This is a genomic window from Pontibacter anaerobius, assembly GCF_026241195.1.
Lineage (GTDB): Bacteria > Bacteroidota > Bacteroidia > Cytophagales > Hymenobacteraceae > Pontibacter > Pontibacter anaerobius.
In genome coordinates this window covers 563,614-590,296 of record NZ_JAPFQO010000001.1, presented here as the reverse complement: position 1 = coordinate 590,296, position 26,683 = coordinate 563,614, and the positions used below count along the sequence as shown (strand labels likewise).

26 protein-coding genes are annotated in these 26,683 nt (G+C 49.4%); 12 read left to right on the top strand and 14 right to left on the bottom strand.

Annotated features, from left to right (window positions below; translation table 11 throughout):
• Positions 1–192 precede the first annotated feature (192 nt).
• The 4 genes from OO017_RS02750 (at position 193) to OO017_RS02735 (ending at position 5,465) form a co-directional block, all read left to right on the top strand.
• Positions 193–1,515 carry a peptidase associated/transthyretin-like domain-containing protein gene (locus tag OO017_RS02750; RefSeq protein WP_266050899.1) on the top strand — a complete coding sequence of 441 codons (1,323 nt, stop codon included), beginning with the start codon at positions 193–195 and terminating at the stop codon, positions 1,513–1,515.
• 166 nt (positions 1,516–1,681) lie between these two features.
• A complete protein-coding gene (locus tag OO017_RS02745) occupies positions 1,682–2,137 on the top strand; it encodes an ankyrin repeat domain-containing protein (protein WP_266050898.1) in 456 nt (151 codons plus the stop codon).
• Between the two features lie 91 nt (positions 2,138–2,228).
• A complete protein-coding gene (locus tag OO017_RS02740) occupies positions 2,229–2,735 on the top strand; it encodes a hypothetical protein (RefSeq protein ID WP_266050897.1) in 507 nt (168 codons plus the stop codon).
• A 402-nt stretch (positions 2,736–3,137) separates the two neighbouring features.
• Positions 3,138–5,465: an ABC transporter permease gene (locus OO017_RS02735; RefSeq protein WP_266050896.1), complete on the top strand. Its 2,328-nt coding sequence runs from the start codon at positions 3,138–3,140 to the stop codon at positions 5,463–5,465.
• A gap of 231 nt (positions 5,466–5,696) precedes the next feature.
• Here the strand turns inward: OO017_RS02735 and OO017_RS02730 are convergent, their stop codons facing one another.
• Positions 5,697–6,101 carry a VOC family protein gene (locus tag OO017_RS02730; RefSeq protein WP_266050895.1) on the bottom strand — a complete coding sequence of 135 codons (405 nt, stop codon included), beginning with the start codon at positions 6,099–6,101 and terminating at the stop codon, positions 5,697–5,699.
• Between the two features lie 117 nt (positions 6,102–6,218).
• Here OO017_RS02730 and OO017_RS02725 point away from each other — a divergent pair, with 117 nt between their 5' ends.
• The gene (locus OO017_RS02725; protein ID WP_266050894.1) at positions 6,219–7,061 is read left to right on the top strand and encodes a hypothetical protein; all 843 of its coding nucleotides are present in this window, start codon (positions 6,219–6,221) and stop codon (positions 7,059–7,061) included.
• 58 nt (positions 7,062–7,119) lie between these two features.
• Here OO017_RS02725 and lgt read toward each other — a convergent pair whose 3' ends face one another.
• The 5 genes from lgt to OO017_RS02700 form a co-directional block, all read right to left on the bottom strand.
• Positions 7,120–7,968 carry a prolipoprotein diacylglyceryl transferase gene (gene lgt / locus OO017_RS02720; protein ID WP_266050893.1) on the bottom strand — a complete coding sequence of 283 codons (849 nt, stop codon included), beginning with the start codon at positions 7,966–7,968 and terminating at the stop codon, positions 7,120–7,122.
• A gap of 161 nt (positions 7,969–8,129) precedes the next feature.
• Complete coding sequence (gene nadE / locus OO017_RS02715; RefSeq protein ID WP_266050892.1) at positions 8,130–10,016, bottom strand: NAD(+) synthase; 1,887 nt, start codon at positions 10,014–10,016, stop codon at positions 8,130–8,132.
• Between the two features lie 245 nt (positions 10,017–10,261).
• Positions 10,262–11,002 carry a ribonuclease III gene (gene rnc / locus OO017_RS02710; RefSeq protein WP_266050891.1) on the bottom strand — a complete coding sequence of 247 codons (741 nt, stop codon included), beginning with the start codon at positions 11,000–11,002 and terminating at the stop codon, positions 10,262–10,264.
• Positions 11,002–12,255 carry a beta-ketoacyl-ACP synthase II gene (gene fabF, locus OO017_RS02705; protein WP_266050890.1) on the bottom strand — a complete coding sequence of 418 codons (1,254 nt, stop codon included), beginning with the start codon at positions 12,253–12,255 and terminating at the stop codon, positions 11,002–11,004. Before fabF ends, rnc begins: the two co-directional genes overlap by 1 nt.
• 59 nt (positions 12,256–12,314) lie before the next feature.
• On the bottom strand, positions 12,315–12,551 hold the full coding sequence (locus tag OO017_RS02700; RefSeq protein ID WP_018477241.1) for an acyl carrier protein: 237 nt from the start codon (positions 12,549–12,551) through the stop codon (positions 12,315–12,317).
• Between the two features lie 153 nt (positions 12,552–12,704).
• On the opposite strand from OO017_RS02700, the gene OO017_RS02695 reads away from it, so the two are divergent.
• Together OO017_RS02695 and pyk are read left to right on the top strand one after the other, a co-directional pair.
• The gene (locus OO017_RS02695) at positions 12,705–13,133 is read left to right on the top strand and encodes an IPExxxVDY family protein (RefSeq protein ID WP_266050889.1); all 429 of its coding nucleotides are present in this window, start codon (positions 12,705–12,707) and stop codon (positions 13,131–13,133) included.
• A 2-nt stretch (positions 13,134–13,135) separates the two neighbouring features.
• On the top strand, positions 13,136–14,563 hold the full coding sequence (pyk, locus tag OO017_RS02690; protein ID WP_266050888.1) for a pyruvate kinase: 1,428 nt from the start codon (positions 13,136–13,138) through the stop codon (positions 14,561–14,563).
• Positions 14,564–14,878: 315 nt separating this feature from the next.
• Here the strand turns inward: pyk and rpsT are convergent, their stop codons facing one another.
• The gene (rpsT, locus tag OO017_RS02685) at positions 14,879–15,136 is read right to left on the bottom strand and encodes a 30S ribosomal protein S20 (RefSeq protein WP_266050887.1); all 258 of its coding nucleotides are present in this window, start codon (positions 15,134–15,136) and stop codon (positions 14,879–14,881) included.
• Between the two features lie 283 nt (positions 15,137–15,419).
• On the bottom strand, positions 15,420–15,839 hold the full coding sequence (locus tag OO017_RS02680; RefSeq protein ID WP_266050886.1) for a hypothetical protein: 420 nt from the start codon (positions 15,837–15,839) through the stop codon (positions 15,420–15,422).
• Between the two features lie 134 nt (positions 15,840–15,973).
• On the opposite strand from OO017_RS02680, the gene OO017_RS02675 reads away from it, so the two are divergent.
• Entirely contained in the window at positions 15,974–16,927 is a 954-nt protein-coding gene (locus OO017_RS02675; RefSeq protein ID WP_266050885.1) for a YheT family hydrolase, read from the top strand.
• Positions 16,928–16,983: 56 nt separating this feature from the next.
• Here the strand turns inward: OO017_RS02675 and rsmG are convergent, their stop codons facing one another.
• The 4 genes from rsmG to OO017_RS02655 are packed head-to-tail and all read right to left on the bottom strand — an operon-like array spanning position 16,984 to position 19,723.
• Positions 16,984–17,625: a 16S rRNA (guanine(527)-N(7))-methyltransferase RsmG gene (rsmG, locus tag OO017_RS02670; protein ID WP_266050884.1), complete on the bottom strand. Its 642-nt coding sequence runs from the start codon at positions 17,623–17,625 to the stop codon at positions 16,984–16,986.
• A 39-nt stretch (positions 17,626–17,664) separates the two neighbouring features.
• The gene (locus OO017_RS02665; RefSeq protein ID WP_266050883.1) at positions 17,665–17,973 is read right to left on the bottom strand and encodes a hypothetical protein; all 309 of its coding nucleotides are present in this window, start codon (positions 17,971–17,973) and stop codon (positions 17,665–17,667) included.
• A gap of 47 nt (positions 17,974–18,020) precedes the next feature.
• Complete coding sequence (locus OO017_RS02660; protein WP_025609480.1) at positions 18,021–18,629, bottom strand: RNA polymerase sigma factor; 609 nt, start codon at positions 18,627–18,629, stop codon at positions 18,021–18,023.
• Complete coding sequence (locus OO017_RS02655; protein ID WP_266050882.1) at positions 18,620–19,723, bottom strand: glycosyltransferase; 1,104 nt, start codon at positions 19,721–19,723, stop codon at positions 18,620–18,622. The genes OO017_RS02660 and OO017_RS02655 overlap by 10 nt, the downstream gene beginning before the upstream one ends.
• A 354-nt stretch (positions 19,724–20,077) precedes the next feature.
• On the opposite strand from OO017_RS02655, the gene tgt reads away from it, so the two are divergent.
• The 3 genes from tgt (at position 20,078) to OO017_RS02640 (ending at position 23,326) form a co-directional block, all read left to right on the top strand.
• Positions 20,078–21,208 carry a tRNA guanosine(34) transglycosylase Tgt gene (tgt, locus tag OO017_RS02650; RefSeq protein ID WP_266050881.1) on the top strand — a complete coding sequence of 377 codons (1,131 nt, stop codon included), beginning with the start codon at positions 20,078–20,080 and terminating at the stop codon, positions 21,206–21,208.
• A 96-nt stretch (positions 21,209–21,304) separates the two neighbouring features.
• Entirely contained in the window at positions 21,305–22,381 is a 1,077-nt protein-coding gene (locus OO017_RS02645) for an LptF/LptG family permease (protein ID WP_266050880.1), read from the top strand.
• Positions 22,382–23,326 (top strand): DMT family transporter, encoded by a 945-nt coding sequence (locus OO017_RS02640; protein WP_266050879.1) that lies wholly within the window; start codon positions 22,382–22,384, stop codon positions 23,324–23,326. It begins immediately after the preceding gene.
• Here OO017_RS02640 and ispE read toward each other — a convergent pair.
• Positions 23,282–24,091 (bottom strand): 4-(cytidine 5'-diphospho)-2-C-methyl-D-erythritol kinase, encoded by an 810-nt coding sequence (gene ispE, locus OO017_RS02635; protein WP_266050878.1) that lies wholly within the window; start codon positions 24,089–24,091, stop codon positions 23,282–23,284. The two genes, OO017_RS02640 and ispE, sit on opposite strands and share 45 nt — an antisense overlap.
• A 247-nt stretch (positions 24,092–24,338) precedes the next feature.
• Between ispE and OO017_RS02630 the strand changes: the two genes are divergently transcribed.
• Positions 24,339–25,472: an aminotransferase class I/II-fold pyridoxal phosphate-dependent enzyme gene (locus OO017_RS02630; RefSeq protein ID WP_266050877.1), complete on the top strand. Its 1,134-nt coding sequence runs from the start codon at positions 24,339–24,341 to the stop codon at positions 25,470–25,472.
• Between the two features lie 79 nt (positions 25,473–25,551).
• Here OO017_RS02630 and OO017_RS02625 read toward each other — a convergent pair whose 3' ends face one another.
• Positions 25,552–26,682, bottom strand: a complete 1,131-nt coding sequence (locus tag OO017_RS02625; RefSeq protein ID WP_266050876.1) for a trans-sulfuration enzyme family protein — start codon at positions 26,680–26,682, stop codon at positions 25,552–25,554.
• Position 26,683: the final 1 nt, after the last annotated feature.

The window sequence follows — 26,683 nt, the reverse complement described above, 5'->3', positions numbered from 1 at the left end:
AATTTAAATACAAGCTTACCATCTAAGCTCAATACCCCCTGCACTTATTGTAATGTTTAAAGAACTTAGTGAATGAACCTCTATACACATCTTGTTATATATGAATATATAAAAATAAAATTTAATTTTGGGGCATACTATACTACTAGCATACCATTTTATAACACTTTCGTTCACATTAAGTACAGTCGTATGAAGAAACACCTCTACGCATTTTTCATCCTCTTATTCCTGGCAGCCTCAGCTGTAGCACAAAGCAAAATAAACGTTTCGGCAAATTTCCCGGATGCTAAGTTCTTCTTACTGAAAAACTCAGACAACACAGAGATAGCAGAGCTGGGTGTTGGCAGCATTGAATTAAAACTGGATAAGGACTCCAGGAACAGGATCAAAGTTGTAAAAGAGGGATACGAGCCCTTTATCAAGGAATTCCCGAGAACTGTTAAATGGGAGAAAGAGCAGAAGGTTGAGCTGGAAAACAGGCTGGTAGACATTAGCGTGGAGCCATACGATGCCGAGATTTACGTGGATGGCCGCATGGTGGGCTCCAAAAGAATCGGCCTGATCGTGGGCAAGGGCAAGTTCCTGACCGTTGAGGTTAAAAAGGCAGGTTATACACCGGTCACAAAAGTATACTACAACTCCCCTGACCGTGAGACGCCTCCGGTAAAAGACTTCTTTGAGTTGAAAGACCGGCAGGTGCGCCTGGAGGTGATCCCGGCGGATGCGCAGGTTGCCCTTAACGGGGTGGCAAGCGGCAGAGGCAACACGGATGTAAATGTGCCCCTGGGCAGCTGCGTTACCGTTACGGTTACCAAAGATGGCTTTGCCGAGGTGGTGCAGGTTTTCTGTAACAAGCCGGCCACAGACCCGCTCCCTCCGGTTAGAGCCAGAGCCTTGCTGGAAGACCGCCTGGTAAGAATAACCTCTGCCCCAGCCGATGCCAACATCGAAGTAGGCGGAAAAGTTGTGGGCGTAGGTAGCTACGACCTGAAAGTGCCGAAGAATGCCTGCATCGAGCTTCGTGTGACAAAAGACGGTTTCCTGCGCTATGTTAAAAACTACTGCAACCAGGCGGACATGCAGGCTCCCCCGACGAAAGAGTTCATCGAGCTGCTAGAGGACGAGGCTTATACTTCCTCCATCTCCACGGACATGGCCAACGTGCGCATAACCGTGCCGGTAAATAAAGCCCTTGCACCGGAAGACGCCTGGAGAATTCTGGGCTCTATCGTAACCAAGAGCTTCGATGTACTGGAAACAGTAGATTATAACACCGGCTACCTTACCACAGCTTGGCAGGTGCAGAACTTTAACGGCATGAACACCATCCGCACGCGCGTAATCGTGAGCAGCGGAGGTAACGCCAACGAGCTTACTTATGTGGTGAAACTGGTAAGCCAACGCGCCGACGGTGTTATCAGTGTGAAGGAAGACCAGCTGTTCGCCGACTGGGGCAGGCTACTGAAGCGCTATGGCGGAATAGTAGAGGAGATTCAGGCACGACTCCAATAAAAACTATACTTAGCAAAGACCTCAGAACTAGTTCTGAGGTCTTTTTTATTTTAGTCCTAACACGCTGAGGTGGATGTTGGAAGAATTTAGTAAACTACACCTAAAATGCAGATAAGCCGATTGGACTTCCTGCTGTACACTAGTTGATTGTCATAAAATTTATAAAATGAAAAAACTTATACCCTTAATTGTACTAATTCTAAGTACATCTGTTTTAACGATGGCTCAAAATAAAGCCGAGCAATTATATGCGGCTGTACAGAAGAATGACAAGGCTATGGTTGAATCGCTGCTTAAAAAGGAAGCTGACCCAAACTACATCAAACAGGCTGGTCCATGGATGAAAGTGAGCCCACTGATTACAGCTGTTAATAATTCGAATGTTGAAATAGTGAAGCTACTTGTTGCGAACAATGCGCAAGTTGACTGGCGCGATGGATTTAACACCACAGCTCTAATGTATGCAGCAGCGAATGGAAATAAAAAAATTGTAGAGTTACTGATTGCAAATGGAGCAGACGTAAATGCTACTGACGGGGAAGGAAATACAGTTCTTTCTGCAGCTAAGGAAGGTAAGAACGAAGAAGTTATTGCACTTATAGAAAGCAAACAGCAGAAATAATTTCGTCAGTCAACAAGGTGCAGCTTTAACTCTCGCTTCGCTGTGGGCTTTGGCTGCACCAATCCGTTACAGTTACCTGCAAGGTTAAAACATGAAATTTCATCCGCCAATAATAGAAAGGGGAAAAGATGAGCTTATAGAAATAGCGAATTTTCCTGATAAGTGGCAGCCTGAAACCGTGGAGCAAGCCAAAGCAGAACTGGTAAGAAGAGGTGTATCATCTCAGGAGCAGGAGAAAAAAATTGAGAAATGGATTAGGGATTCTAAAGCTGAGCTGAAATGCGAGATGAAGAAAAGGGCTTTGGTGAAGTATCAACCGATAGAGCTGTTTTTTATGTTTATACGGCTCCCTGCAACTTTGCTGTGGGGCTGGAACCTCAAACGTGAAGGCTACATAAAGTTGCATAAGCAGAGATTAAGTGTTATCGCTTTAGGCCTGTTATTCTATTTCTGTAGCATATTATACATATCATGGAGTGCACCTGTAACCGAAAAGGCACGACTTAAATTGATACAAGAACAGGACATTTCAGAATGGGAGAAAAGTTATTACGGAGAAACTAGAGACAGTATAGAAGTAAAGAACCCCAGCAGGTAACGGTTAGCACAGGCTTTAAGCTTCGGCTACGCCTCGCTGCCTTATGTACCAGCCATTAGATACCCTTCCGTGTAACCCGACAAATGTTCCCAGACAGCAAGGAAACGTTTGACAATCTTACCAATAAGCTTCTCAACGGCAAATACCCACTGAGATAAATGTAAATGCCGCAGTCTCATTTGGGTGTAAAATATTTTGTGCCTTACTGTATCAAATCGATACACCAAATGTCTGAAATCGAACAGTCTTTAATAAACAATTGTCTAAAATACCAACAAACATTTTTATAAAATACTGAAATTAATCAAGTTATATTTTGGCCTCAACTTTGCCAATAGAATTAAAAATGGATTCCCCATCAGTGTTTGGCCTCTTTTTTATTAAAAGTCAACATTTTAAATCATGATAAAGAACAACCTTAAAATCGCCATACGGATACTCTGGAAAAACAAACTTTTTTCATTGGTCAATATACTGAGCTTATCACTGAGTATGGCGGTTGGGGTTATTCTTTTTACATTCATAAAAGCCACTCACGATACAGACCATTTTCATCCAGAATTAAATCAAATAGTGCGGATACTCACGCAGGAAACAATTGAGGGAGAACAAACCAAATGGGCAACAGCTCCATTGCCGTTGGCGCCTCAAATAGAAAGCGTCTCTTTTGTTGAAAAAACGGTAAAAGTGCGTCTGGCAGGAAAACACAATTTGCAAACTGACGGAGGTGATATACCTATTGACATAAAATTTTCAGAGGCTTCTTTTTTTGATGTTTTTGGCTTTAAATTATTGTCAGGTCATGCACAAAGCCTTACAAATAATCCCACTTCACTTTTTTTAACTGAAAGAACAGCAGAAAAGATATTTGGCAACGCCAATGCTTTAGGGCAAACGGTTCAATTTGAAAACTTAGGTTCTTATACCGTTGAGGGAATTATCCAGGACCCGCCTTTAGAAACACATCTACCCATTGAGGCAATGCTTTCAATTAATGCTGCTGAAATGCTTGAGAAAAAAGGAACAATCAGTAATATCTCCCAAAATTGGGGAGACTTCAAGAGTTCAGCTATTTACGCACGTTTAAAATCAGAAGATAATTTAAAGCAGCTCAATACAACGCTCCAAAACTATAATCGCAATTTGGATAAGAGCAATCTTCAATTTTTGGCACAACCCATAGAGGATATTACCCCTCGAAACAAAGACATTAAAAATGACCACAATGCGGGCGTCGATTGGACGGGCATACATACGCAGCTATTTTTGATTCTAGCCTTAACCCTCTTATCTGCTTTCAACTATATCAGTTTGACATTGGCGCGTGCCTTCTCCCGAGCACGAGAAGTAGGTATTCGCAAAACGTTAGGCGCAACAAGAAGACAAATTATTGGTCAGTTTTTAATGGAGTCGACCCTTGTATCCCTGTTTGCTTTGTTGTTCACAATGCCATGTGTTGAGATTTTAACATATTATATACCCGATATGGATGTGGCGTTTTCTTATGATCCAATCTTAATTTTAGGCTTGCTAACCTACGCAGTTATCACAGGCTTAGTCGCTGGGGCATTTCCGTCATGGCTATTGTCAGCGTTTCAGCCCATACAGGTTTTGCGTAAAATGAAGAATATTAAGCTGTTCCGGAGTATTGCTATTTACAAAGCTTTGATAGTCTTACAGTTTTCGGTGACCATCATGCTGATGATATTGGTTGTCATATTAGCCGATTATGAAATAAAAAATCATGCAATCATCAACTCAACCATATCACCTAATGTCTTGACACTTGATTTAAGAGGTGAAAAATATGGAAACCTGCAAAACGAAATAAACCAGTTAAGCCAGGTAGAAACGACTTTGGCGACTAACTGGTACTATAAACCGATGAAAAAGGGCAAATCTTCTGTAACATTAAATGATAAAATTTTGGAAATGTATTACGTAAGTATTGATCCAAAAACAATTGAAACAGAAGGTATCAGCTTAAAATCGGGCCAAAATTTCCCTAAAGATATACCCCAAAGCACTGAGCAATATGTGTTGGTGAATGAAGCTGCCGCAAAATTATTGGAATCTGAATCGGAGACTTTAGTGGGGCAAACGCTATTACTGGACTCTGCCTATGTACAAGTCATTGGCATAATGCCCAATGAAATTATTGGCGAAACAACTCCTTTACTATATAGGTATTTGCCAAATGAAACATCCACCTTGACCATAAAAATAAATCCAAATACAGAATTGGAAGCAACCAAAGCTATTCAATCCATATGGGCAAACCATTTTCCTGAAAAAACAGCAAATCTTCAGAATTTAAAAGATGGTTATCTAAGAATTGGAGATAGATTAGGTTCTTTTGGAGGCTTAGCCCTTATCGTTATGATAATCGCTGGTCTGGGCATTTTAGGCATAGCAAGTTACTCCGTAGAAACACGCACTAAAGAACTGGGTATAAAAAAAGTATTGGGAGCAAGCAACATAGCATTGGTGTGGACAGTTACCAGAAGTTTTGGCATTCTTATCCTAATTGCCGGGCTTATTGGTGTTCCAGCTGGCTTGTTTGGCGGTGATTTAATTAGACAAGATTTAGGCAGCAGTCTTGTTGATTTAAGTTTTATAAATGTAAGCATAGGCTTTGGCTTAGTTGCCATAGTAGGGCTACTGACTGTTCTATCCCAAACCATTCGAGCGGCGCATATTGAACCTGTAACAGTTTTAAAAGTAGAGTAAAAAAGGTAAAACATGCATTGGCAGGTTATGACGATGGCGAGACAATTAATTCTATTCCGCGACACCATGACGACAATGTAACGACCGACTACAAGTTGCGAGAAGAAGGGCACATGTTACTAACAAAATGTTTGCTTAAACGCCTAAGAACTAAAGTACACTTACTAGCAAAAGCACACGCCCAGAGCAAGTGTAGCTCCTGCTTACTTGCATTCGACTAAGCAAGCCTGCTCAAACTTCCTTTCCACGCTCCCACATGCCCTCCATCACCACCTCCAGCAGGTGCTGATCCGGGTCCCGGAAGTAGAACGACAGGAAGCCGCCGCCCCAGTCAAACTCCTGCTCAATGGCAATGCCCAGGCCCTTTATTTTTTGCTTCCAGGGTTCATACTTCTCCTTCGCCACCTCAAAGGCCAGATGCATTTGCCCGTAGCCAAAGTGCGGCGGCAGGTTTTTACTCTCTTTTGACGCCTCCGGGTCAAAACACAACAGCACCGAAGCACCCACCCTGAAAAACACGTGCCGCCCCTCTACTTCGCCAATTACCTTAAAGCCGAGCTTGTTGTGGTAATAGTCTTTCGTGGCCACCAGGTCCTGCACATACAGGCATGTTTCCTTTATCTTTTTGATATCCATCTTCTTTTCCGGGTTAGTATACTATTGGCACTCAGAATTACAGCTATTTTATACTTTTTTGACTTAACGTGTGCCTGCGCTTCTCGTTTATACTAGCACCGTACTACTTTTTACTACATGAAGCTGATGATAAAAATTACGTTGATTTTTGTGGCGATAGTTGGGTTCGTTACTTTCTTTTTTAGGGAGGAGCTTTTTGAGGATGCGCCTGCAGCCCCTGCCAACATAGAGCGCCTGGCTAAGCTGCCAAATGAGGTGAGTGAGAGCTCCGGCGTGGCTGTGATGGCAAAGGGAGAATACCTGACGCACAACGACGCCGGCAATGGCCCGCACCTTTACAAACTCGACGAAAAGGGCAAGCTACTGGAAACCATCAAGCTGAAATTACCAAACGTAGATTGGGAGGACTTGGCGCAGGATAAGGACGGCAACGTATACATAGCCGATACCGGCAATAACGATAACAGCCGCCGGGAGCTGGCTGTGTACAAGGTAAACCAGGAGCAGCCGGAACAGGTGCAGGCAATCAGGTTCACGTACGAAGACCAAAAGGAATACCCCCCCAAGAAAAAGGACCGTAATTTCGACTCCGAAGCCTTATTCTGGAGCAACGGCAAACTGTACATTGTTTCAAAAGACCGGGGCCAGGGGCAGACCGCCAAAATATACCAACTACCAGACGAAGCAGGCACCTATAAAGCCAAACTCATCGGCAGCCACAAGCTGAAAGCACAGGTCACGGGAGCGGCCATTAGTCCGGATGGTGAAACTGTTGCGTTGCTAAGCGAAGAGGTGCTACACCTGTTCCGCGACTTCGACAGCGTTGAAAAGTTTTACGAAGGCAAGTATGAGAAACGCCCACTGAAAGGAGCCGGACAAACAGAGGCTGTGGCGTTTGAGGACGACCAGGTACTGATTATCACCAGCGAGGGGGGTAGTTTGTATCGCTACGCGCTGTAAGGATACATAAAAGAAGCCTCCCCTTTTGCTTGCTGCGGGGAGGCTTCTTTTAAACAATTTATACTTTTTTATACCTGGTGTTTTCCGGCAGTTTCCCGCCCGGTAGTGCAGGCCGTGGGTTTTGCCACACTTTAAAGAGGATAAACAAGCCGATAAGTATAAGTGGTATACTCAGTATCTGGCCAATATTTAGCGCCATGGTGGCTTCCTTGGCTACCTGATCTTCTTTCAAAAACTCCACCAGAAAACGGAAGGTAAACAACGCCGTCACGAAAAGGCCGAAAAGCAAACCCTTTGGCAAGGCGGCCTTATACTTGTTCCAGAGCCAGTAAAGCAGCACAAACAGCGCAAACACGCTCAACGACTCATACAACTGCGTTGGGTGGCGCGGCACATGCGAGTATTCCGTGCTACGCTCGAAAATGAAGCCCCAAGGCAGGCTCGTAGGGTGGCCGAAGATTTCGGAATTCATCAGGTTACCTAGTCGGATGAGAGCACCGCCCAGCGCCACTACAATCACGATGCGATCCAGCACCCACATGTAGTCGAACTCCTGCTTGCGGCTAAACAGCCAAAGCGCGAAAAGTATACCGATAGTAGCTCCATGGCTGGCAAGCCCTCCTTCCCATATCTTCAGGATCTCGATGGGGTTGCTCAAGTAATACTCCGGGGAGTAAAACAAAGTATGGCCCAGGCGTGCACCCACTACAGTGCCGATGATCATGTAAATGGTGATGACGTCCACATCGCCCTCAGTGCGGCCTTCTGCTACGTATATTTTGGTAAGGATACGCTGCCCGATGATAAAGCCCAGTGCGAACAGCAGGCCATACCAACGGATACTTAACGGTCCGATGCTGAAAATCTCCGGATCAACGTTCCAGGTAATATAGTTTAGTATGCTCATAAGGGTGTTCTTATCCTACAAAGTTAAGATAAATCGGCCACCGAAAAAACGCAAGCTACAACCCTGCCCCTGCGCTACTGCAGTACAAGTAGTTTATACTTTGGTTGAGGCATAAAAAAAGCGTTACCTGGTGCGGCAACGCCTTTTTGTGGTTTTATACTTTATTTATCCTGTACCCGCTGCAGTTCCGCTCTGAAGCCACCGCTCAGTATCGGGAAGCGTAGCCAGCTGCGTGGGTCCACGTTGTAGTCATCCAGGTGGAAGGCCGGCGCGTAACGCTCGCGTTTCCATTGGTTGCGGCTCCAGAGACTGTAGAACTTCGTGATCCAACCTTTCAGCAGTTCCGGTGTGGCTACCTTCTGCTCCAGCAGGATGTCGTATACTTCTTCCGGCGAGTAACGGTCGTGGAAGGCCAGGCGCTCGATCATATTAAGTACCTCGTACGGCATCAGGTCTTTCTCGTCTGTCTGCGCCTCTTCCTGCGGCCGAAGCTCTGCGCTTGGCTGCAGGTTATTCACATATTGTAAACCGATGTACCCCAGCTCCTGCTGCGCCCAGATCAGAAACTGCCTGATAAAGGCTTTGTCTATACCTGCTATCGGTGAGATACTACCTGCCGTGTCGCCATCCATGGTGGCGTAACCCACCGAAGCCTCGCTACGGTTGGAGGTGGCCATCAGCAGCGCATACTTTATATTGGCCAGCATCCATATGGCTGGGGCGCGCACCCGGGCCTGTATGTTCTGCAGCGTAACATCGTCCTGGGCCCAGGTAAGTTGCCGGCCCAAGGCGTGCTCAATCTTGGAGGTATACCCTTCCACTTCCTCATCAATCGTCCAGTTGTAAAAGGTGGCCCCAATAGAATCAGCAAGCTCTTTGGCAGAGGTGTACGTGTCATCAGAGGAGTTTATAGTACCCTGATAAGCGCAGGTTAATAACTTACCTACGATAGCTTTGCGGACCTCCTCCGGCGCCAGCTGCGCAAAGCTTGCTTTATCCTCTGCCGAAAACAGCAGCGCCTTCTCTACAAACGCCTCCTGCCCCAGGCTCTCTATACCCCGGCGCACCATCTCAGCCACGGCCACGGCACATAGCGAAGAATCAGCGCCGCCGCTCAGCGACAGCACAAAGCCACGGCTGCGGCTCTTGCGCATATAGTCGAACAGGGCCAGGCTCAACGCAGCAATCACCTCCTTGTTCTCATCAATCGGCGGCAGGTACTCGATCACCTCGGCGATCTCTGGCTTCTCCGAAAAGCATACTTCCGCACACTCCATATCCACATCCTTAAAGCAAAGCAGCTCGTTCCTGCGGATCAGCTTGCCATTCTGAGCGATCAGCACCTCGCCGTCATAGATCATCTTGCCCGCCTCGTTGCCCAGCAGGTTGGCATACATGTAAGCACACTGGTATTTTTTAGAGGCATCCACCACCAGCCTGTAGCGCACGTCGGTTTTACTCAGTGCAAAGTGACTGGCGCTTGGGTTAAGTATCAGCTGCACGCCTTTGGGCATGTGGCGCTCTGCAGGTCGGTTAGGCCGCCAGGCATCCTCACAAATCTCAAAGGCATACTTCACGCCCTGCTCCTCATAGATAATATCACCTATTTTATACTTCTGACCCAGCATCTCGAACTCCTGCACCTCGTGGGCAGGCCAGGGTGTAAACCAGCGCGGCTCGTAATGCACCCCGTCATTTGCCAGGAACTGCTTGGCGGTAAAGCCTACAATCTCTTTGTTTTTGATAACGCAGGCGGTGTTGTAAACACTCTTGTTCAGGAAAATCGGCAGACCTACTGCAACGGTAATGCCATCGCACCACTCCTTTACCTGCAGCAGCTGGTTAAAGGCCATCTCCGACAACCAGGGGCTCAGGAACATGTCTTCGCAGCCATAGCCGGTAATGCACAGCTCGGGCAACAGCAGGATGTGTATGTTGTTTTGCTTGGCCTCTGTAATGGCAGTTTGTATGTTTTGCAGGTTTCCGGCCCAATCCATAGGGGTTTGGTTCAGGGCGGCCGCTGCCAGCATTAGTCTTGTTTCTTCCATAGGGGTTTATAACGCATGTATATGGAAGCAAGTTAAGCCTTAAAGAGATTTGAACAATTGCCGGACAGCTAAATTGTTGGCTGTTTAAGCCCGATGTTCATACTTGCGTTGGCTCACCCGTGAAGCCCACAAGTATAAACACAGGGGTTGTTTGGGGAAATCCAGAATGATAAGCCGGAAGAGTAGTGGGAAAGTCGATGCAAGCTGCCAAGTATACTTCCAGCCACTTACTGTCACTTACAGTCTTAGGAGATCTTCAGAAAATCCAGCCCTTTCTCAGCGGCGGCCTGGTCGGCTTTTTTCTTGGAGAGGCCTACGCCAATGGCAATCGGTTTTTCGTCGATGTATACTTCGGAAGTGAACTCAGTGGTATTGCCCTGCTGCTTGCGCTTGATGATGTCGAAGCGGATCTCGAGGTTCTGGCTTTGCGCCCACTCAATTAGCTTGCTCTTGAAGTTAGCCGTAGTGTTAACCAGTTGGTGCAGGTCTACGTGCGGCTTTACCAGCTTCGAAAGTATAAAATGGCGTGTGGTGTTATACCCTTTATCGAGGTAGATAGCCCCTACCAGCGCCTCCAGCGCATTACCGTTCACCGATTTGTGGCGCATACCGTGGTTAGAGCTATCCACTTTTACCAGAAGGTTCAACCCTATCTTTACGGCAATGTGGTTCAGCGACTCGCGGTTTACAATGCGTGAGCGGATTTCTGTCAGGAAGCCCTCGTCTTCATACGGGAACTTCTTGAACAGCAGTTCAGCTACCACGGCGCCAAGCACCGCATCGCCCAGAAACTCCAGGCGCTCGTTGGTTTCATGCTTGCCGGCAGAGGTTTGGCGGGCAAAGGATGTATGTGTCAGAGCGAGCTTGTACAGTCGCAGGTTATCGGGGGTACTACCAATAATGCCAGAAAGCGCGCGTACTAATACTTTCTCTTTGTTAAAAAAAACGTGGTAAGCGCGACGAACTGATTTAAAAGGCCCAAACACTAATCGTTGTATTGACGGAATATAACAGAGGTATTATGCCCACCGAAACCAAAGGTGTTGCTTAGGGCAACTTTCACTTCCCGCTCCTGTGCCTTGTTGAACGTAAAGTTCAGGCGCTTGTCGATGTTCTCATCGTCGGTGAAGTGGTTAATGGTAGGCGGAACAATGTTGTTACGAACAGCCATAATAGAGGCAATGGCCTCGATAGCGCCGGCAGCACCCAGCAAGTGGCCCGTCATAGACTTGGTGGAGCTAATGTTCAGGTTGTAGGCATGGTCACCGAAAACCGATTGAATTGCTTTCACCTCGCTGATGTCGCCCAACGGCGTGGATGTACCGTGTACATTGATGTAATCAACTTCCTCCGGTTTAATATTGGCATCGCGCAGTACGTTTTTCATAACGTTTAGTGCGCCTAAGCCTTCAGGATGGGGGGCCGTGATGTGATAAGCGTCGGCAGACATGCCACCGCCTATAACCTCGGCGTAGATTTTTGCGCCACGCGCTTTGGCGTGTTCGTACTCTTCCAAAATCAAAGCGCCTGCACCCTCGCCTAACACAAAACCATCGCGGTCTGCATCAAACGGGCGCGAAGCAGTCTGAGGAGAGTCGTTGCGCTCAGAAAGAGCTTTCAGGGCGTTGAAACCACCGATACCAGCCTCTGTTACGGCTGCCTCAGAACCACCTGTCACGATCGCATCAGCCATACCCAGGCGGATATAATTGAAAGAATCGATAATGGCGTTAGTGGCAGAGGCGCAGGCAGAAACAGTAACGAAGTTTGGCCCACGGAAACCGTGCTTGATAGAGATGTGTCCGGCAGAAATGTCGGCTATCATCTTCGGAATGAAAAACGGGTTGAAGCGTGGGGTACCATCGCCATTGGCGAAGTTCACACACTCTTCCTGGAAGGTGCGTAAGCCACCAATTCCAGAACCCCAGATCACCCCAACACGGTCAGGATCATAGCTTCCCTCGGTCAGGTTGGCGTCGGCTACGGCCTGATCGGCCACCACCACGGCAAACTGCGAAAACAGGTCCATTTTGCGGGCCTCTTTACGATCAAAATAATTTTCCGGATCGTATCCTTTTACCTCACAGGCAAACTGGGTCTTAAACTTACTCGCATCAAAGCGTGTGATAGGCGCAGCGCCACTCACGCCATTGATTAAGCCGTTCCAGTACTCTGAAACGGTATTTCCAAGTGGCGTGAGTGCGCCTAACCCAGTAACTACGACTCTCTTAAGCTCCATAAGCTGTTAGTAGAGGGATAGATAGTAGAAATTCTTGATAAACAAAGGGAAGGAATATATTACTTCGCGTGCTCTTCCAGGTAGCTAACAGCCTGACCTACAGTAGCAATATTCTCAGCCTGATCATCTGGAATAGATACGTTGAACTCTTTCTCGAATTCCATGATAAGCTCAACTGTATCCAGTGAATCAGCACCAAGGTCGTTTGTGAAGCTCGCCTCTGGAGTTACCTCTGACTCTTCAACACCAAGCTTATCGATGATGATAGCTTTTACTTTTTCTGCGATTTCTGACATTTTTCTTATAGTTTATTAAAACACTGTGCAAAGAAATAGTTTTTAACAGACAATGTCAAAAAAAATTACTCTATTCGCTGCGTAACAAAAGTTTTATACCTTAAGCTCCCATTTACAGGCAGAGCTTCTTATTTTAGCGTTTCGATCAGAAACATGAAAACGCACCGCCTCAACATAGAGTACGACTATAGCTTTGACTTGTATGGCTTGGTTACGTCGGTAAAAGATTATAAGTTGGCTTGGGCACTGAACAAGCTGCTGGACCTGCGCCTGACCAGGCAAAAGGACCTGTGCTATGATCTTCTCGGCAAAGACCGCCTCCTGATCGCTAACTACCAGTGTGCCACAGAGCATAGCGAGGTGAGGCTTTTCCGGAACAGGGCGCTTGGCAGCTCCACCCTGAAGAAACCTTTTTTGCTGCCAGACATTAAAGAGTATGATTACGTGCTGCAGATAACAGGGGCTATGCAGCAGCTGCACCCAGTAGAACTCACCAGGCAATTGCTGCGGGTTCCGTTGGTAGAGTACGTAAAACAGTTTGACCCCCTCACATTAAAATTTAAGGAGAACCTGATTTTCTAAGTATGGAAGTTACATTTAATAAGACTAAAGTTCTGGCCACAGTAGGACCAGCCAGTGATTCGTATGAGCGCCTGCTGGCCCTTGTGCAAACAGGTGTGAATGCATTCCGTCTCAACTTCTCCCACGGCGCGTACGAGGCGCACAAACAGGTGATAGACAATGTACGCGAGATCAATCGCCAGCACAATACCAACATCAGCCTGGTGCAGGACCTGCAGGGCCCTAAGATCCGGCTGGGGGAAGTAGAAAACGGCAGCGTGGAGATTGTAGAGGGGCAGCGCGTTAAGCTGGTTTGCGATGGATCTGTGAGCACCGCAAACAGGCTCTCCACCATTTACACCGGCTTGGCAAAAGACGTAAATGAAGGCGATGCCATCCTGCTGGATGACGGCAAGCTTGAACTAAAGGTAATTTCCACAGACAAGGAACTGGAAGTTGAGACCGAGGTGGTTTACGGCGGCATCGTAAAGCCCCGCAAAGGCATCAACCTGCCAAACTCAAGAGTGTCAGCCCCATCTCTAACAGAGAAAGACGTAGAGGACCTGCACTTCGGCCTGGACAATGACGTGGAGTGGGTGGCACTCTCTTTTGTGCGCAAGGTGGAGGACATCCACGAGATCAAGCGCATTATAAGGGAGCGCGGCAAGGATACCCGTGTTATCGCAAAGATTGAGAAGCCAGAAGCCATCGAGAACATCGACGAGATCATAGAGGCAACAGACGCCATTATGGTAGCCCGCGGTGACCTGGGCGTGGAAGTGGGCATGGAAAGAGTGCCGATGATCCAAAAAATGCTGATCGACAAGTGTAACATGGCAGCCAAACCTGTGATTGTTGCCACGCAGATGATGGAAAGTATGATCGTAAACCCTCGCCCGACCCGCGCCGAGACAAACGACGTTGCCAACGCTGTGATTGACGGGGCGCACTGCCTGATGCTGAGCGCAGAGACCGCCGTGGGCGCCTACCCTATCGAGACTATCCAAAGCATGACCCTGACCATCCGTAAGGTGGAGGAGCACCCGGAGGTGTTCAACAAGGTGTACAGGCCCAACCCGAACTCAGAAACATTCCTGAGCGACAGCCTGGTGGCTAATGCCTGCAACCTGGCCCGCGACACAAACGCCAAAGCGATCATCGGCATGACCAAGTCTGGTTACACGGCGTTCCAGCTGGCTAAGTACCGCCCACAGGCGCATATCTTTATTTTCACAGAGAACCACCGCCTCCTGAACACTCTAAACCTGGTGTGGGGCGTACGCGGCTTCTACTATAATAAGTTTGAATCTACCGACAACACGATTGCAGACATCAAACAGACGCTGCTTAACCAAGGCTATCTGCAGAAGGGAGATGTGTTCATCAACACGGCCAGCATGCCAATAAACGAGCAGAAGCGCACCAACATGATCAAGTTAAGTATAGCTTAGGTTTATACTTAGTAAATATACTTCAGCGCCTGGGGCTTCGGCTTCAGGCGTTTTTTTTGTGCCTGATTTATACTTGCCCGGACAGGCTGCAAAGTGCGTGTTGCAGATTCTTTTCAGCCGTGGCTGTGTATACCTGCACGCACAGCCTGCCACTTACTTGCGAAGCCAACCAGTCAGCGCAGCAAGTATAAACTACGGCAGGCCCTCAGCGCTTATTCAGGCCACCTTTAATCCTGGCGCAGTTAGAGCAGGTACAAACACAAAAGCCCTGCACGGCGAGTGCAGGGCTTTTGTAACGTATGGTTCCGTCAAAAATTAAGCAGCGATGCTGTTAACAAACTTAGCCAGTTTCGACTTGTTGTTAGCTGCTTTGTTTTTGTGGATGATGTTTTTCTTAGCCAGACGGTCAAGCATAGAAGAAACTGTCTTGTACAGCTCCTGCGCCTCGGCCTTGTCAGTTGTGGTTCTCAGCTTCTTGATGAAAGTACGAGTAGTTTTCGCCTGGTATCTGTTACGAAGACGTTTAGCGTTGTTCGCTCTGATTCTCTTTAATGCCGACTTATGGTTAGCCATGTTATTCTATAATATTAATTCTTTCTGATGCTTTTCTGAATGAGTCTGCAAAGGTAAACCCTTTAGCATTAATTTCCAAAACACCTCACTCAAAAAAAATTCGGTGCTGGTATAAGTCACAAAGATAACAAATTCAGCGACTTTAAGCTATTTCTCCCCCTAAACATCAGAACTTGCCTTCACACCACCACTAAGCAACAGAGGCTGTACAGTCCTGCAGTAAAACAAAAGCCGCTGTAGCTTTCCCACAGCGGCTTTCATACTTTGATATCGGTATTAGCACTTAGTTGTTGTCTCCGTTCACGTCTACATCAACATCTATGTCCTCAATCTCACCGAGGCGCTCCTGCACTTTATTTTCGAATTCGTTCCACTCGGCTTTGGTTTCTTCCCACTCACGGCGGGTTTCCTCATCCCAGGTGGCAGCCTCTGTTTCCAATTCTGCCTCACGGCGGTTATACTCCGTGCGCATCTCCCGGAACTCATCCTCCGTTACCGCCTCGGCACGCGCTGTATTGGTGCTTACCCAGGCGTCGAAGTCTTCATAAGAGGATCTGGCCTCCATATTGGCCTCGTTCATTTCGGCCTGCGCCTCATTCACTTCCTCATTGGTTTCGGTCTGGGTTTCCTGGCTACAGGCAAACATAAACGCCCCTAAGGCGAACGCAACTCCTATCGTTTTAAACTTTGATGTAATTTCCATAGTTCTAATCTTATTAATAGTTTAGCCAGTTATACGGTTAAAAACTAAATATTGATATATAAGCCGCTACCCGTAGACAATTTTCACGGTTTTATCGTATATAAAAATATACAAAGTATAAGTTCTTCAGCAGCATGCCACTCTTACCATCCAAGCATCGGGCACCTTTTTACCTTTTCAACGGGCATTTACAAACCATAATTCCGGGCTTGTTCAGACAGGTGGAGGGCGTTCAGTACGAGCGTGAGCGCCTGATAACCCCAGACGATGATTTTATTGATGTGGATTGGTCCAGAGTGGGCTCAGATTCTTTGCTGGTGCTCTCTCACGGGCTGGAGGGCGACTCCGGCAGGCCATACATTACCGGCATGGTGAAAGCGTTTAACGCGAACGGCATAGACGCGCTGGCCTGGAACTACCGCAGCTGCAGCGGCGAGCCCAACAAGCTACTCCGCTCCTACCACCTTGGCGCCTCCGACGATCTGGACTTCGTAATACAGCATGCACTGGCCACCGGCAAGTATAAAAGTGTTTCCCTGGTGGGGTTTAGTGCTGGCGGCAATATCACCCTGAAGTACCTGGGCGAGACTCCGGAACAAGTGCCGGAGCAGGTAAAACGGGCCACCGTATTCTCGACGCCGGTAGACCTGAAAGGATCTGCACAAAAAATATCCAAAATATACACTCAGCGCTTTTTGAGAACCCTCGGCGAAAAGCTCGAACAGAAGCGCCAGATGTACCCCGACGAGCTGGACTTGAGCGACTATAGCCTGTTCTGGTCCTTCCCGGAGTTCGATGACCGCTACACCGCCCCGCTACATGGCTTCAAGGATGCGGAGGAATACTACGCCCGCGTCAGCTCCAGGCAGTTTCTACATAACATTCGCATCCCGACGCTGCTCGTGAACGCCAAGAACGACCCGTTTTTATCCATAGAATGCTACCCGCTGCAAGAGGCGCAGGCAAACCCATACTTTTTCCTGGAGATGCCCGAGGAGGGGGGCCACGTGGGCTTTGCAGAGGACTTCCGGAAAGACAGGTATTACTCTGAGGAGCGGGCCCTGCGGTTTATACTGGAGGGGGCGTAAAAATAAAAAGAGACGCTATGTATGCGTCTCTAATTTTAATATACTTTAAGGGCTCCTTACTTCTTCAGCGGCACGTAAACCACCTTTTTCGTCTCGAAGAACTCCTCATTAAAGTAATCTTTCAGGTCGTGGGTATGGGTAATAAGGCCTGATTCTGCAATCTCCTCCTGCAGGTCGCCGCCTTTCAGGTAGTACAAGCCCTCATTTTTGAGGCCGGTCTTCTTAAAGCTGTTCATTACCCACGGCCAGAAATTGGCAAGGCGGGTAACGGCGCGGCTTACCACGAAATCATACTTGTCGCGGACTTGCTCAGCGCGGGTGTGGCTGGCCGTAACGTTGTGCAGGTGCAGCTCGCGGGCAATCTCATTTACTACGTGTATCTTCTTGCCAATGGAGTCTACCAAATGAAACTTCACCTCCGGGAACATCACCGCCAACGGCAGGCCCGGCAAACCGCCCCCTGTGCCCACATCCATCACCGACGTATGCTCCGGGAACTGAACCACCTTGGCAATGCCCAGCGAGTGCAGGATATGGTGCACGCCAATCTGGTCCATGTCCTTGCGCGAGATCACGTTGATCTTCTGGTTCCACTCGCGGTACAGTTCGCCCATGAGCTCATACTTCTGCAACTGGTCTTCGGTAAGCTCCGGAAAGTAGCCGGAAAGCAGGGTACGGATGGCGGTAGAATGCGGCATATATTGCGTTAGAGAGTTAAAAGTTAAAGAGTTATACTTCTAGGCCACCACAAAGTATAAAACTGTGGCGGCTATGGCTACAATGAAAATTACGGCGAGGGCCATCAGCAGGTCGAAGAGCAGCACCAGGCCGGCGTTGCGGTAGCGCCCCTCATACTTTACCCGTAGCTCACGCTGCACCTTTTCGGGGCTGCGCAGGCGCCAGTGCAAGTATAGCCTGCCGGCTTTCTCCAGTATCCGGTCTCCTGACATTGCTTTCATCTGAAGTATAAAGTATACGGCTGCAAAAGTATAAAATAAGTATGGGATGTGGCGCAAAAGTATAAAGCCCCTGCTGCACTCAGGCAACAGGGGCTTTTAACGTAATCAACATATTAACCTTAATTTAATGCTTGTTAGATCAGGTGCTTCTTGTTCTTCACCATGTCATAGAGCAACTCGCGGGCGCGGTGCAGCTGTGCTTTTACCGTACCAAGCGGTGCGTTCAGCTCCGTGGCGATCTCCTCGTAGCTCAGCTCGTTAAAGTAGCGCAGCGTAACCAGGCGCTGGTACTTCTCGGGCAGCTTGGCCACCACGTACTGCATGATCTCGATCTTCTGGTTCTTGATGGCCTCCTCCTGCGGGTTCAGGTTCTTGTCCTTAAAGTCGATCGTGATCTCGTCGCCATTATCGATCTTAATGGCCGAGTCGATGCTCATGGTCTTGATCCTGTTCTTGCGGATGAAGTCGATACAGTTGTTCGTGGCAATACGGAAAAGCCAGGTACTGAAAGCGTACTCCGGGTTAAATTTGTGCAGGTTCTTAAAAGCTTTGGCAAAAGCCTCTATGGTCAGGTCCTCTGCATCGTCGGCGTTACGCACCATTTTCAGCACCACGTGGTACACAGGCTTTTTGTAGATGCTCATGAGTTCGGCGTACGCCTTCTCATCGTTCTCTTCTACCGCTGCCTGTATTAGCTTAAAATCGTGCTTTGCTTTCGCAGAGAATTGTTTGTTTACTTCCATCTGATTTTTTTATACAGTACCACAGATATCCCAAGGAACAGGTAGTTTACAAAGTAAACCAGATCCAGCACGGGCATCAGCAACAAGGATATCTTATCGTCGAGTCTACGGGCGGCTGCCAGATACACCGGGAAAACCGCGAGGTATCGAACGCCTACTAGCGCTCCTAATATAGCTAAATGGCTATTTACAACAAGAAGAATTAAGAAAAGTATGTAAAAAAGTATATTCGATCCTACAAACGCCCCTATCCTTCTTCTGTCTGCTGCTTTATAGCGCCCTCCAACCGACAAATGCCTTCTTTTCTGAACGACCCACTCCCGAAACGTCTTTTTGGGAATGCTGGTAGTCTGCGCCTCCTTGTCGATAACAATACTAACTTTACTATTGTTGGCGGCATCGCGGACAAAAAGATCATCGTCGCCGCCTGTTAACTTGATATGAGATGCAAACCCCTTGTTTTTAAAGAAACAAGACTTAGTGTAAGATAAGTTTCGGCCCACGCCCATATATGCGCGACCCGCGTTTGCTTGAGACAAATACTGGATTCCGGTCAGTAAGGTTTCAAAGCGGATAAGCTGATTCAAAAATCCTTTTAATTGTACATACGGAGAATAGCCAAGTACCACTTCTGCCCCGGTAGCGTAACCTGCCTGCATTTTCCTTATCCAGTTTTGGCTGCAGGGACGGCAGTCGGCGTCGGTAAAAAGCAGTTGCTCGTACCGGGCGGCGCGTATGCCCAGGGCCAGCGCATACTTCTTCGGGTTCAGGTAATCAGGCGTTTTCTTGATGGTCACCACCCGGAAATTCGGGTACTGGCGCTCCAACTCGTAGGTATAGAACTCCGTGTCGTCGTCGGAGCGGTCGTTTACCAGCAGCACCTCAAACTCGGGGTAGTCCTGGTCGAGCAGTTGCGGCAGCAGTTCAAACAGGTTATCCTGCTCGTTATGGGCCGCCACGATCACCGAGACTGGCCGTAGCGTGTCAGGCTCCGGGTCCTGGTGCTTGGTAAGGGGTAAAAACCTGAAAAAAGCAAAGTATAGCTGCACCAGCACGCAAAACGCCAGCACACCAAGAAGTATAAATGTTACCAAATTAAATTATTGATTGTTGGATTGTTTAATAGTTGTGCAGCAGTCCTGCACCCGGTTTCCTTTTCAAAATTAGGCAAACTACAGCCATTTATGAAGCAAGTACTGCGATTAAAGTATAACAATATTCCGCTTTTTATGGCAAAACCGGCCCGATGCGCTTGAGCACCCATAAACTGCACCACAAAGTATGATTTTTAGCCTTACGCGTGCAGATAACTATGGTTTGTGCAGGCGTAGTTCGTATCTTTGCCGGTTAATTAGTTTTTATCAGAACTTAAAGAAATAGAAGCCCTTGCGGGCGGGCCGGGTTTTGGTGTTGTTTTTGTAAGATGATGCGCCGGCAACCATACAACCATGCAGTTTAACCTAGTAGCGACAGACGCTCAATCCAAAGCACGCGCCGGTGTGGTGCACACCGACCACGGATCCATCGAAACACCTATTTTTATGCCCGTTGGCACGGCCGGCACGGTAAAAGCGGTACACCAGCGCGAGCTGAAAGAAGACGTAAAGGCTGAGATCATACTTGGCAACACCTACCACTTGTTCCTGCGCCCGGGCCTGGATGTACTGGAGCAGGCGGGTGGCCTGCACAAGTTCAACGGCTGGGACCGCCCCATACTGACCGACAGCGGTGGCTACCAGGTTTTCTCGCTTGCTGGCACACGCAAGATCAAGGAGGAGGGCGTAAAGTTTAAGTCGCACATCGACGGCTCTACGTTAGACTTTACGCCGGAGAACGTGATGGACACACAGCGCACCATCGGAGCCGACATCATCATGGCCTTCGACGAGTGCACCCCCTACCCTTGCGACCATACTTATGCCAAGCACTCCATGGAGCGCACGCACCGCTGGCTGCAGCGCTGCGTAGACAGGTTTGACGGCACCGAGCCAAAGTATGGCTACTCCCAGACGCTTTTCCCGATCGTGCAGGGCAGCACTTACAAAGACCTGCGCATACAGTCGGCGGAGACCATTGCCAGCTTCGGCCGCGAAGGCAACGCCATCGGGGGCCTTTCGGTGGGTGAGCCTGCCGAGATGATGTATGAGATGACGGAGGTGGTGTGCGATATACTGCCCAAAGACAAGCCGCGTTACCTGATGGGCGTGGGCACTCCGGCCAACATCCTGGAGAACATCGCCCTGGGTGTGGATATGTTTGACTGCGTGCTGCCGACACGCAACGCCCGCAACGGCATGTTGTTCACTACGCAGGGCATCATCAATATCAAGAATAAAAAATGGGCCGAGGACTTCAGCCCGATAGATGCGGAATTGGGCGGCTACGTGAGCTCATTTTACACCAAGGCATACCTGCGCCACCTCATCCACAGCGGTGAGTACCTGGCCGGACAGATTGCCAGTGTGCACAACCTCACGTTCTTCCTGTGGCTGGTAAAGCAGGCTCGCCAACACATACTTAACGGAACTTTCCGCGACTGGAAAGATGTGATGGTAAAGAAACTGATGACAAGATTGTAGTTAGAGCGTTGCGGAGTATGGGAGTTAATCTTTCATATTCTCTTCCCAAACTCCGCAACGCTCTAACTTTGTAACTCTCTAACTCTCAAACTCAAGTTGAAGCTCCTAGACAAGTACATACTAAAGAAGTTCCTCACCACCTACGTGTTCACGGTGCTGATCATGGTGGCCGTTATTCTGGTGATCGATTTCACGGAGAAAAACGACGACTTTATCAAGACCAACCCGAGCGTGAGCGAGATCCTGTTCGACTATTACCTCAACCTGATCCCGTTTTACGCCAACATGCTCAGCCCGATCACGGTGTTTATTGCCACGGTGTTCGTTACAGCCAAGCTAGCCTCACACACCGAGATTGTAGCCATCCTGAGCAGCGGTATCAGCTTCAGGCGCTTTCTGGTGCCTTACCTGATGGGGGCTACGCTGATTGGCGCCACTATCTTCGTGCTGATCGGTTGGGTGATTCCTAATGCGAACAAGGAGAGCGTGGCCTTCCAGGTGAAGTATATCAAGAGCCCCTTTACCTACGACAGCCGCAACATCCACATAAAGATCGGCCCGGAGACTTATGTGTACATGGAGAGTTACAACAACTCGGCCCACATCGGTTACAATTTTGCCATGGAAACCATAAACGACACTGACCTGAGCCAGAAACTCAGCGCCAGCAGCATTTCCTGGAATGCCGAGAAGGAGAAGTGGCACATTAACCAGTACACACTGCGCACTTTTGATGGCGAGAAGGAAACCATTTACAAGGGCTCCAACCTGGATACCACGCTCAACATGTGGCCCAAGGACTTTGAGAGCACCTACAAACTGGAGCAGACCCTGACGCTTACCCAGCTTAACAGGCACATAGACGAGAAAATAGCCCGCGGCGCCGACGATATTGAAACCTACCTGATCGAGAAGTATGAGCGCTTCAGCTACCCCTTCGCCATCATCATACTTACTGTGATCGGGGTGATTGTGAGCGCCCGCAAGGCACGTGGCGGCGTGGGATTCCAGATCGCGCTTGGTTTCCTGCTTGCCTTCATCTTTATTATTTTCGTGATCACGAGCAGAAGCTTGGCGCAGGTTGGCGATATTGCCCCGCAGATTGCCGCGTGGATCCCTACTATCGTATTTACAGGCATAGGTTTTTTATTGTACCGCTACATTCCGCGCTAAATGCCACGTTTTAAAGATTTTGCAGAGCTCCACTTTGTTATTTTCCTGTGGGGTTTCACGGCCATACTTGGCAAGCTAATCACGATACCTGCTGTGGAGTTGGTTTCGCTGCGAACGCTTATTACCGCCCTGGCACTTGGCGCCATCATCTACCGCCGTGGTGCCCCCTTATGGATGGGAAGTAAATTGGCCCTTAAGCTCATGGGGATCGGGGTGATAATTGCCGCGCACTGGATCTTATTCTTTGCGGCGGCACGCGTGGCGTCGGTATCTATCAGCCTGGTTGGCCTGGCCACCTGCAGCCTCTGGACGGCCTTCCTGGAGCCGCTCTTTAACAAGGGCAAGATCAAGCCCCACGAGATTTTCCTGGCCCTGCTCGTGATCATGGGGCTCTATATCATCTTTCAGCACGAAACCAGCTTTGATAGTGTGCTGGGCATCAGTATGGCCATCGGGGCGGCGCTGCTAGGCTCCATCTTTACCATCATCAATGCCAACCTGGTAAAGAAAGTACCCTCCACTACCATCACCATGTATGAGATGGCAGGCGCCTGCCTGGGCACCGTGCTGTTTTTCCCGCTTTATACTTCTTATTTTACGGAGAGCGGCAGCCTGAACTTCGGCCTCACTACCATGGATTGGGTGTACCTGCTCATCCTGGCGCTGGCCTGCACAGTGTATGCCTACACCGCCTCGGTGCGCCTGATGCAGCGCATTTCGGCCTATACAGTTAACCTCACCGTGAACCTGGAGCCGGTGTATGGCATCATCCTGGCCTGGTTTATCTTTAACGAGGGCGAGCAGATGTCGAGAGGGTTTTACATTGGCGCCGCGGTTATCCTACTCAGCGTGTTTATTTACCCTGTGCTGGAGATGTTTGAGAAGCGCCGACAAAAGAGACTACAACTGCCCTTGCCAGACGGCGTAGCGAGCAGGAAAGAGTAGGTTGTCCGGCGCATCGCCTTTAAACAGTCCGTACACCGCTGAGCCCGAGCCCGTCATGGAGGCATAGGTTGCACCAGCTTCGTACAGCTTTTCCTTTAGCTGCAGCAGTTCCGGATACTTCGGGAAAAGAGCTTCCTCAAAATCATTCTTCAGCACATCCTGCCATACTTCCACATCCTGCTTCAGCAGCATCTGCATATCGCAAGTAGGCTGTTTGGGCTTTATACTTCCGTAAGCCTCCGCCGTGGTGATATGGATGCCCGGGTACACCACCACACAAGTATAGCTGCTCAGGTCCAGGGTAACGGGGGTAAACACATCCCCACGCTCTGTAGCGATAACCGGTTCATTGCGCACAAAAAAGGCGCAGTCGGAACCCAGCTGCCGGGCGTAATTTTCAAGTGCATCGTCATACAGCTTCAGCTCAAACAGTTGGTTGAGGATGCGCAGGGTATAAGCCGCATCCGCAGAGCCCCCTCCCAGCCCGGCGCCCATTGGTATAACCTTGTGCAGGTGCATATGCACAGGCGGCAGGTTGTAATCTTGCTGCAACAGCTTGTAGGCTTTCAGGCACAGGTTCGTCTCCGCGTTACCCGGCACTGGCAGGCCCGTCATATCAAACGCCTCCCGCTCCGACGGCAGTATCTCCAAAGCATCGCACCAGCGCACTGGGTAAAAGCACGACTGCAGGTTATGGAAGCCATCAGCACGCTTTTCGGTAATGTAAAGGCCTAGGTTAATTTTGGCGTTCGGGAAATCGAGCATCTTCTGAAATGTAAGGTTTAGCGGTTGCAATCTATGAATTTACGCTGAAAAGGTGGCAGTGAGGCACGCCTTTCTAAAAATGTATAGGACAAAACTGTTATACTTTACAGGAAACTTGTATATTAAAGCACAGGAATACAGCACCTTTGCCGGACAGGGGCAGCCAAATAGGCGGCTGTGCCGTATGATAGCATCTGAATCCGAGGTTTCGTAGCCACTGAAGCCCCCACCTCTCACATAATAAAGTATGATTTACAGGCCAGGACGTATTTTCCTTTCGGTGCCGCACATGGGCGGGCATGAGAAAAACTATGCTTTAAAAGCGATAGAGGATAACTGGGTGACCACTGCCGGGCCTAACCTGCCTGGCTTTGAGCATGACATCTGCCAGCACACCAACGCCCGACACGCCGTGGCCCTCAGCTCCGGCACCGCTGCCCTGCACCTGGCCCTGCACCTGGTGGGCGTACGCCCCGGCGACGAGGTGCTCTGCTCTACCTTTACTTTTGTGGCATCGGCCAACCCTGTTTTATATTTAGGCGCACACCCCGTTTTTGTGGAGAGTGAGCCCGACACGTGGAACATGAGCCCCGAAGCCCTGCACGAAGCCATTGCCGACCGCCTGCGCCTGGGCAAGCGCCCCGCCGCCATCATGCTGGTGCACCTCTACGGCATGCCCGCCAAGATGAAGGAGATCATGAACATTGCGAACGAGTTTGGGATTCCGGTGGTGGAGGATGCGGCCGAAGCGCTTGGCTCCCGCTACAGCGGCCACCAAGTGGGCACCTTTGGGCGTGTAGGCGTTTTCTCTTTCAACGGTAACAAGATTATCACCACATCCGGGGGCGGGGCACTTATTTCGGAGGATGAGCAATTGGTGGAGCAGGCCCGATTCCTGTCCACGCAGGCTAAAGACCCGGCACCATACTATGAGCACTCGCAGATGGGCTACAATTACCGCATGAGCAACATCAGCGCGGGTATTGGCCGTGGCCAGATGGAGGTACTGGAGAAGCGTGTGAAGCAGCGCCGCGAGATTTTCCATTTCTACAGACAACAATTGGGGCATGTAGAGGGGCTGGAGTTTGTAGTGGAGCCCAAAGCCTGCTTCTCTAACAGGTGGCTTACTACCGTGCTGCTGCCCGAGCCGCACACGCCGGAGAGTATACGTCTGGCCCTGGAGGAGGAGAATATCGAAACGCGTGCCCTCTGGAAGCCCATGCACCTGCAGCCACTCTTCCAACATCACCCTTATGTGGGCAACAACCTTAGTGGAAAACTCTTCGGGCACGGCCTCTGCCTGCCCAGCAGCAGCAGCCTGACGGAGGAGGAACTTGATAAGGTAGTGAAGCACCTGAAGCGCTTGCTGGAGGTGGTGTAGCAGCATCCGGGTAAAAGCTCCCCTCCTTGGACAAGGAGGGGCAGGGGTGGTTGGAACATGCCTACATTAATACGTTAGCCTACACAGCCGCCAGCGCCGTCTCCAGTTCTGCAATCAGCTCTTCCGGCTCCTCTATGCCTACCGAGAAACGAATCACACCAATCGTAATACCCACTTTCTGCTGCTGTTCTGCAGTAAGGGCCCGATGCGATGTGCCCAGCGGGTAAGAGATGGAAGTATTAACTCCGGCCAGCGACGGAGCGAAAGGTATACTTGGAAGCGCCTGCATAAAACGGTTTACAGCTTCTGTGTCATCTTTTATTCTGAAGCTGAGCATGCCCCCGAACAAACCCTGCCCCTGCTCTTTTGCCAGTTCGTGTTGCGGATGCTCCTCCAGGCCCGGATACCACACTTTCTCCACCTTGGGGTGCTGCTGCAGGTGTTGGGCTATCTGCAAGGCGTTGCTGCTGTGCTGCTTCATGCGCAGGCGCAGTGTCTTCAGCCCACGGGAGGCCAGCCAGCCTTCAAAGGGGCTAAGGTTCAGGCCATACACCATCATTACGCGCTGCACCCGCTGCAGATCCTCCTGCTCTTTGCAGATCACCACGCCCGCCGTTACATCGCTGTGCCCGGAGAGGTACTTGGTCACACTATGGATCACCATATCGGCCCCCAGAGCAAGCGGCTTGGTAAGTATGGGCGTGGCAAAGGTATTGTCGATAACCAGTTTTATACTTTGGCGCTTTGTTTCCTGGGCAAGTCTGGCTATGTCAAACACCTGCAACAGAGGGTTGCTCATGGTTTCGGCCAGTAGCAGGCGTGTGGTTGGCTGCACGTAATTGTCCAACGTATACATCTCCGCCGAAGGCACAAACGTTACCTCTATCCCCACCCGCGTCAGTTCCTGCGCCAGCAAGGTAGACGAGCCGCCGTAAATCTCCTCAGCGCACAGCACATGGTCTCCGGCCTTACAACCAGCCAGCACCGCCGCTAGTATCGCCGACATGCCCGATGAGGTAACTACTGCCCCTACTCCACTTTCCAGTTTATTCACCTCCTGCGCCAGTTCATCGGTGTTGGGGTTGCCGTAGCGGGTGTACATGTAGCTTTGCCCCGGCTGCCCAAAGTATAGCTCCAGCTCGTTCAGGTCATCAAAAGTAAATACAGAAGTCTGGTAGATCGGGGTGGTTTTCGGGTGGATGTGCGGCATA

Bases quoted from the DNA above. Each gene is read 5' to 3' on its own strand.
- OO017_RS02750 (WP_266050899.1), top strand. From the start codon at position 193: ATGAAGAAACACCTCTACGCATTTTTCATCCTCTTATTCCTGGCAGCC.
- OO017_RS02745 (WP_266050898.1), top strand. From the start codon at position 1,682: ATGAAAAAACTTATACCCTTAATTGTACTAATTCTAAGTACATCTGTT.
- OO017_RS02740 (WP_266050897.1), top strand. From the start codon at position 2,229: ATGAAATTTCATCCGCCAATAATAGAAAGGGGAAAAGATGAGCTTATA.
- OO017_RS02735 (WP_266050896.1), top strand. From the start codon at position 3,138: ATGATAAAGAACAACCTTAAAATCGCCATACGGATACTCTGGAAAAAC.
- OO017_RS02730 (WP_266050895.1), bottom strand. From the start codon at position 6,101: ATGGATATCAAAAAGATAAAGGAAACATGCCTGTATGTGCAGGACCTG.
- OO017_RS02725 (WP_266050894.1), top strand. From the start codon at position 6,219: ATGAAGCTGATGATAAAAATTACGTTGATTTTTGTGGCGATAGTTGGG.
- lgt (WP_266050893.1), bottom strand. From the start codon at position 7,968: ATGAGCATACTAAACTATATTACCTGGAACGTTGATCCGGAGATTTTC.
- nadE (WP_266050892.1), bottom strand. From the start codon at position 10,016: ATGGAAGAAACAAGACTAATGCTGGCAGCGGCCGCCCTGAACCAAACC.
- fabF (WP_266050890.1), bottom strand. From the start codon at position 12,255: ATGGAGCTTAAGAGAGTCGTAGTTACTGGGTTAGGCGCACTCACGCCA.
- OO017_RS02700 (WP_018477241.1), bottom strand. From the start codon at position 12,551: ATGTCAGAAATCGCAGAAAAAGTAAAAGCTATCATCATCGATAAGCTT.
- OO017_RS02695 (WP_266050889.1), top strand. From the start codon at position 12,705: ATGAAAACGCACCGCCTCAACATAGAGTACGACTATAGCTTTGACTTG.
- pyk (WP_266050888.1), top strand. From the start codon at position 13,136: ATGGAAGTTACATTTAATAAGACTAAAGTTCTGGCCACAGTAGGACCA.
- rpsT (WP_266050887.1), bottom strand. From the start codon at position 15,136: ATGGCTAACCATAAGTCGGCATTAAAGAGAATCAGAGCGAACAACGCT.
- OO017_RS02680 (WP_266050886.1), bottom strand. From the start codon at position 15,839: ATGGAAATTACATCAAAGTTTAAAACGATAGGAGTTGCGTTCGCCTTA.
- OO017_RS02675 (WP_266050885.1), top strand. From the start codon at position 15,974: ATGCCACTCTTACCATCCAAGCATCGGGCACCTTTTTACCTTTTCAAC.
- rsmG (WP_266050884.1), bottom strand. From the start codon at position 17,625: ATGCCGCATTCTACCGCCATCCGTACCCTGCTTTCCGGCTACTTTCCG.
- OO017_RS02660 (WP_025609480.1), bottom strand. From the start codon at position 18,629: ATGGAAGTAAACAAACAATTCTCTGCGAAAGCAAAGCACGATTTTAAG.
- tgt (WP_266050881.1), top strand. From the start codon at position 20,078: ATGCAGTTTAACCTAGTAGCGACAGACGCTCAATCCAAAGCACGCGCC.
- OO017_RS02640 (WP_266050879.1), top strand. From the start codon at position 22,382: ATGCCACGTTTTAAAGATTTTGCAGAGCTCCACTTTGTTATTTTCCTG.
- ispE (WP_266050878.1), bottom strand. From the start codon at position 24,091: ATGCTCGATTTCCCGAACGCCAAAATTAACCTAGGCCTTTACATTACC.
- OO017_RS02630 (WP_266050877.1), top strand. From the start codon at position 24,339: ATGATTTACAGGCCAGGACGTATTTTCCTTTCGGTGCCGCACATGGGC.
- OO017_RS02625 (WP_266050876.1), bottom strand. From the start codon at position 26,682: ATGCCGCACATCCACCCGAAAACCACCCCGATCTACCAGACTTCTGTA.